The organism is Oscillibacter sp., from assembly GCF_032060045.1.
In the GTDB taxonomy this organism is placed as follows: domain Bacteria; phylum Bacillota; class Clostridia; order Oscillospirales; family Oscillospiraceae; genus Oscillibacter.
On the sequence record NZ_DAMBZJ010000001.1, the window covers coordinates 93,042 to 97,608 of the forward strand.

Genomic DNA, 4,567 nt, shown 5'->3' on the forward strand with positions numbered 1-4,567 from the left:
GCCAGCAGCACCTCATCGGTGTGAAGACGGGGGTTGCGGTGGGCGAGATACTCTGTTTTCAGGCGGCACACCGGCTCCAGTACCTGCGAGGAAATCAGCTCGAACTGGTCGCCAATGTCGCCCAGTGCTTTTAGCGCGTTTAAAAGTAGAGCCGATGCGGCCCCCAGCGTGGCGGAGGTTTTACCGGTGATGATGCGTCCGTCGCTCAGTTCCATGGCCCCGGCGGGTGCGCCGGTGGCCTCGGCCTTGGCAATCGCTGCGCCAACGGCGGGGCAAATCTCCGGCGTTACGTCCGCCTGATTCATCAGAAGCTTCAGCTTGCGAACGGTTTCTACGTCGCCCCGGCCCCGGGCTTCATCTGCTCCGGCGGCGTAAAACCGGCGGAGAATTTCCCGCCGGGAGGCAAACCGGCAGGCTTCGTCGTCCACAATGCAGTTGCCCGCCTGATTCACGCCCATGTCCGTTGGGGACTTGTATGGAGAGGATCCCTGAATGCGGCGGAACATGGCGTCCAGCACGGGGAAAATCTCCACGTCCCGGTTGTAGTTCACTGCCGTTTTTCCATAAGCTTCCAGATGGAAGGGGTCAATCATATTCACGTCGGAAAGATCCGCCGTGGCGGCCTCGTAGGCCAGATTCACCGGGTGCTTTAAGGGCAGATTCCAGACGGGGAAGGTTTCAAACTTCGCATAACCTGCTTGCACGCCCCGCTGATTCTCATGGTAAAGCTGGCTGAGGCAGGTGGCCATTTTTCCGCTGCCGGGACCCGGAGCCGTCACCACCACCAGAGAACGGGTGGTTTCGATATAATCGTTTTTCCCCAAGCCTTCGTCGCTGACGATGCGATCAATGTCTGAAGGATACCCCAAAATGGGGTAGTGTAGAAAGCACCGCACGCCCAGAGTCTCCAGCCGGCGGCGGAAGGCCTGCGCGGCAACCTGTCCCTCCCAGCGGGTGATGACCACGCTGCCTACGTACAGCCCAAGGGAATGAAAGCTGTCGATCAGGCGGAGTACATCCTCATCATAAGGGATGCCCAAATCTCCCCGGATTTTATTCTTCTCGATGTCTCCCGCCGCGATGGCGATGACAATTTCCACATCTGCCGCCAATTGCTGAAGCATCCGCACCTTGCTGTCCGGCGCAAAGCCCGGCAGCACCCGGGAGGCATGGTAGTCGTCAAATAGCTTCCCGCCGAATTCCAGATATAGCTTTCCTCCAAAATCACTGATCCGGCGGCGAATATGCTCCGACTGGAGCCTTAAATATAATTCGTTGTCAAATCCAATGTGTTCCATAGTGTAATCCCCCTCCGCATATCTCCCAAATTTATATCAGTCCGACTTTTACCACAGACGAAAGTTTGTGATATAAAATGTCGCGTTTTTCGGTTGTCCCATTAGGGTCTGAGAAAAATGACCTGTATCAGGTAGAATGTCCGCAACGCGGACATTCTACCATAAACCACGCCGATTGAAAAGCGCTGATCCCCCTTTTTTCACCCGAAAGCAGGGAGAAACGGTTTACTTTGCCGGCACGGGGGGGTACAATGAAAACATGGTTCCGGTCCGCCGGGAGAGCGTCCGCTTTCCTCTCCGCGCCAAGAGCGCGGCGAAATTCCGAAAACCGGTATCTTAAAAATTTATATCGGACATTAAAAACGAACCCTTTACTTATGCCCGCGCCTTCTGTATAATCAAAAAGGTTGCGGGTTTTTAAAAAAGACCTGTCCGACCATATCAATGAAACTTTTGGGGAGGCTGGCGCTATGGCAAACTGCGCGATTGTAGGCATCAACTGGGGCGACGAGGGGAAGGGCCGTATGGTGGACCTCATCACCGACCGTTACGACGTGGTCATTCGCTACCAGGGCGGCGGCAACGCCGGGCACACCGTGGTGAACGAATTCGGCAAGTTCGCACTGCACCTGCTGCCCTCTGGTATTTTCCGTCCGGGCGTGGTGAATATCCTGGGCAACGGCGTGGCGGTGGACTGCGAAAGTCTGTGGGACGAGATGGAAGAGATTCGAGGCAAGGGTGTGTCCATCACCCCGGAGAATTTGAAAATCAGCGACCGGGCGTCCTTGCTGCTGCCGTGGCACCGCCTGCTGGACGGGCTGGAGGAACAGCGCCTTGCCGACAAGAAATACGGCTCCACCAAGCAGGGGATTGCTCCTTTCTATTCCGACAAATATCAGAAGAAAACCGTGCAGGCGGGGGAGTTGCTGTATCCCACCCGGCTGAAGGAGCACCTTGCGTCGCTTTTGGAGTGGAAAAACCTGACCATTGAAAAGGTCTACGGAGCGAAGCCCTATACCATGGAGGAGCTGATGGCTTGGATTGAGAATTTTGGCGAAAAGCTGAAGCCCTTTATCTGCGACACCGGTGCGTTTTTGCGTGGAGCACAGGCACAGGGCAAGAGCTTTCTCTTCGAGGCTCAGCTCGGCTCTTTGCGGGATTTGGATTACGGGATTTATCCCTATACCACTTCCTCCAACGCCATCGCCGCCTACGCCCCCGTGGGCTCTGGCGCGCCTTGGGCAAAGATTGACGAGGTGGTGGGCGTGGTGAAGGCCTATTCCTCCTGTGTGGGGGAGGGGCCGTTCACCTGCGAGTGGTTTGGCGAAGAGGCCGAACAGCTTCGGGTGGCCGGAAACGAATACGGCGCGAAAACTGGCCGCCCCCGCCGGGTGGGGCCCATCGATCTGGTGGCCACGCGGTACGGCGTGGAGGTGCAGGGCGCGACGAACATCGCCCTGACAAAGTTGGACGTGCTGAGCTATCTCGAAAAAATTCCTGTGTGTGCCCATTATGAATTGGACGGGCAGCAGACCGACGCGTTTCCCTTCCCTTCGATTCTCGCCGATGCAAAACCCGTGACGGAGTATGTGGACGGCTGGAAGTGCGACATCTCCGGCGTGCGCCGATGGGAGGATTTGCCCAAGGCCGCGCAGGACTATGTGCTGCTGGTGGAAAAAGCCATTGGCTGCCGTATTGGGTATGTCTCCGTGGGACCGGAGCGGGACTCCATTGTTATCCGGTAAAACCGAACCCCGCGGGGAAAACCGCTGTATTCCCGGGGAGGGAGACGACCTCCGGGCGTCTCCCTCTTCCCAATTTCACTGTGAAAGGCTGACACACTATGAGCAAGGAGCGCTATGAATCCCCTCTGGCGTCGCGGTATGCATCAAACTATATGCTGCGCCTGTTTTCTCCCGACACCCGGTTTCAAACCTGGCGGAAGCTATGGGTGGAGCTGGCCCGGGCGGAGCGGGCCCTCGGCCTGCCCATCACGCAGGAGCAGGTGGATGAGCTGGCTACTCATGTGAGCGACATTGACTACGACTGCGCCGCCAAGCGGGAAAAAGAGGTTCGTCACGATGTGATGGCCCATGTGTATGCCTTTGGACAGGCGGCGCCCTCCGCTGCGGGCATCATTCATCTGGGGGCCACAAGCTGCTATGTCACCGACAACGCGGATTTGATTCTTTTCCGGGACGGGCTGAACTATCTCCGGGGAGAGCTTTGCACGGTGCTGGAAAATCTGGGCGATTTCGCGGAGAAGTATAAGGCCATGCCCACGCTGGGCTATACCCATTATCAGCCCGCTCAGCTTGTGACGGTGGGCAAGCGGGCCACTCTTTGGATGCAGGATTTACTGTCGGACTTGGAGGAGTTGGACTTTCTTTTAGGCAGCATGAAATTTTTGGGCTGCCGGGGCACCACCGGCACAGAGGCAAGCTTTTTGGACCTGTTTGATGGAGACGGCGAAAAGGTGGACGAAATGAACCGACTGCTGTGCGCCGCCTTCGGATTTGGAGAGTGCTTTGCCGTGTGCGGGCAGACCTATCCACGCAAGCTGGACAGCCGGATTTTAAATGTGCTTTCCTCCATCGCCCAGAGCTGCTATCGCTTTGCCAATGATCTGCGGCTATTGCAGCACGACCGGCAGGTTGAGGAACCCTTTGAAAAAAACCAGATTGGGTCATCCGCCATGCCCTATAAGCGAAATCCCATGCGCGCGGAGCGCATCTGCTCCCTTTCCCGCTATTTGATGGCGGACGCCATGAACGCCCCCATGACCGCAAGCGTACAATGGCTGGAACGGACGCTGGACGACTCCGCCAACCGGCGCATCTCTCTTCCAGAGGGTTTTTTGTGCGCCGACGCGATTTTGCGCCTGATGGCCAATGTGACGGATGGTCTGCACGTCAATGAAAAAATCGTGGACAAAACGGTGCGGGAGTATCTGCCATTTATCTCCACGGAGAATCTGATGATGGAGGCAGTGAAGCGCGGGGGAGACCGCCAACAGCTCCACGAAGTAATTCGGGAGTGCTCTATGGCCGCCACGGCCCGGATGAAGGAGGGCGAACCCTGCGATTTGCTGGAGCGGCTGGCAGAAGAGCCGATGTTCGGCATGACGGCCGAGGAAATCGCCGCGGTGCTGGACCCCGCGCTATACATCGGACGGTGTCCCCAGCAGGTGGAAGCATTTTTGGAGATTGCACGGCCGGCCTTTGCCGGCGCCCCCGGCGGGAGCGTTGAAATCAGTTTGTGACCGGCAG

At 57.4% G+C, this 4,567-nt stretch carries 3 protein-coding genes; 2 read left to right on the forward strand and 1 reads right to left on the reverse strand.

Features of this window, described 5'->3' with window-relative positions; all coding sequences use genetic code 11:
* On the reverse strand, nt 1–1,298 hold a 1,298-nt coding region (locus RT018_RS00440; RefSeq protein ID WP_312938666.1), incomplete at its 3' end, for a DUF1846 domain-containing protein.
* A 470-nt stretch (nt 1,299–1,768) separates the two neighbouring features.
* Here RT018_RS00440 and RT018_RS00445 point away from each other — a divergent pair.
* A complete protein-coding gene (locus RT018_RS00445; RefSeq protein WP_312938550.1) occupies nt 1,769–3,043 on the forward strand; it encodes an adenylosuccinate synthase in 1,275 nt (424 codons plus the stop codon).
* A gap of 98 nt (nt 3,044–3,141) precedes the next feature.
* Complete coding sequence (gene purB / locus RT018_RS00450) at nt 3,142–4,560, forward strand: adenylosuccinate lyase (protein ID WP_312938551.1); 1,419 nt, start codon at nt 3,142–3,144, stop codon at nt 4,558–4,560.
* Nucleotides 4,561–4,567: the final 7 nt, after the last annotated feature.

What these genes read in the sequence shown, in the direction of transcription:
- RT018_RS00445 (WP_312938550.1), top strand. Translation starts at nt 1,769, where the DNA reads ATGGCAAACTGCGCGATTGTAGGCATCAACTGGGGCGACGAGGGGAAG.
- purB (WP_312938551.1), top strand. Translation starts at nt 3,142, where the DNA reads ATGAGCAAGGAGCGCTATGAATCCCCTCTGGCGTCGCGGTATGCATCA.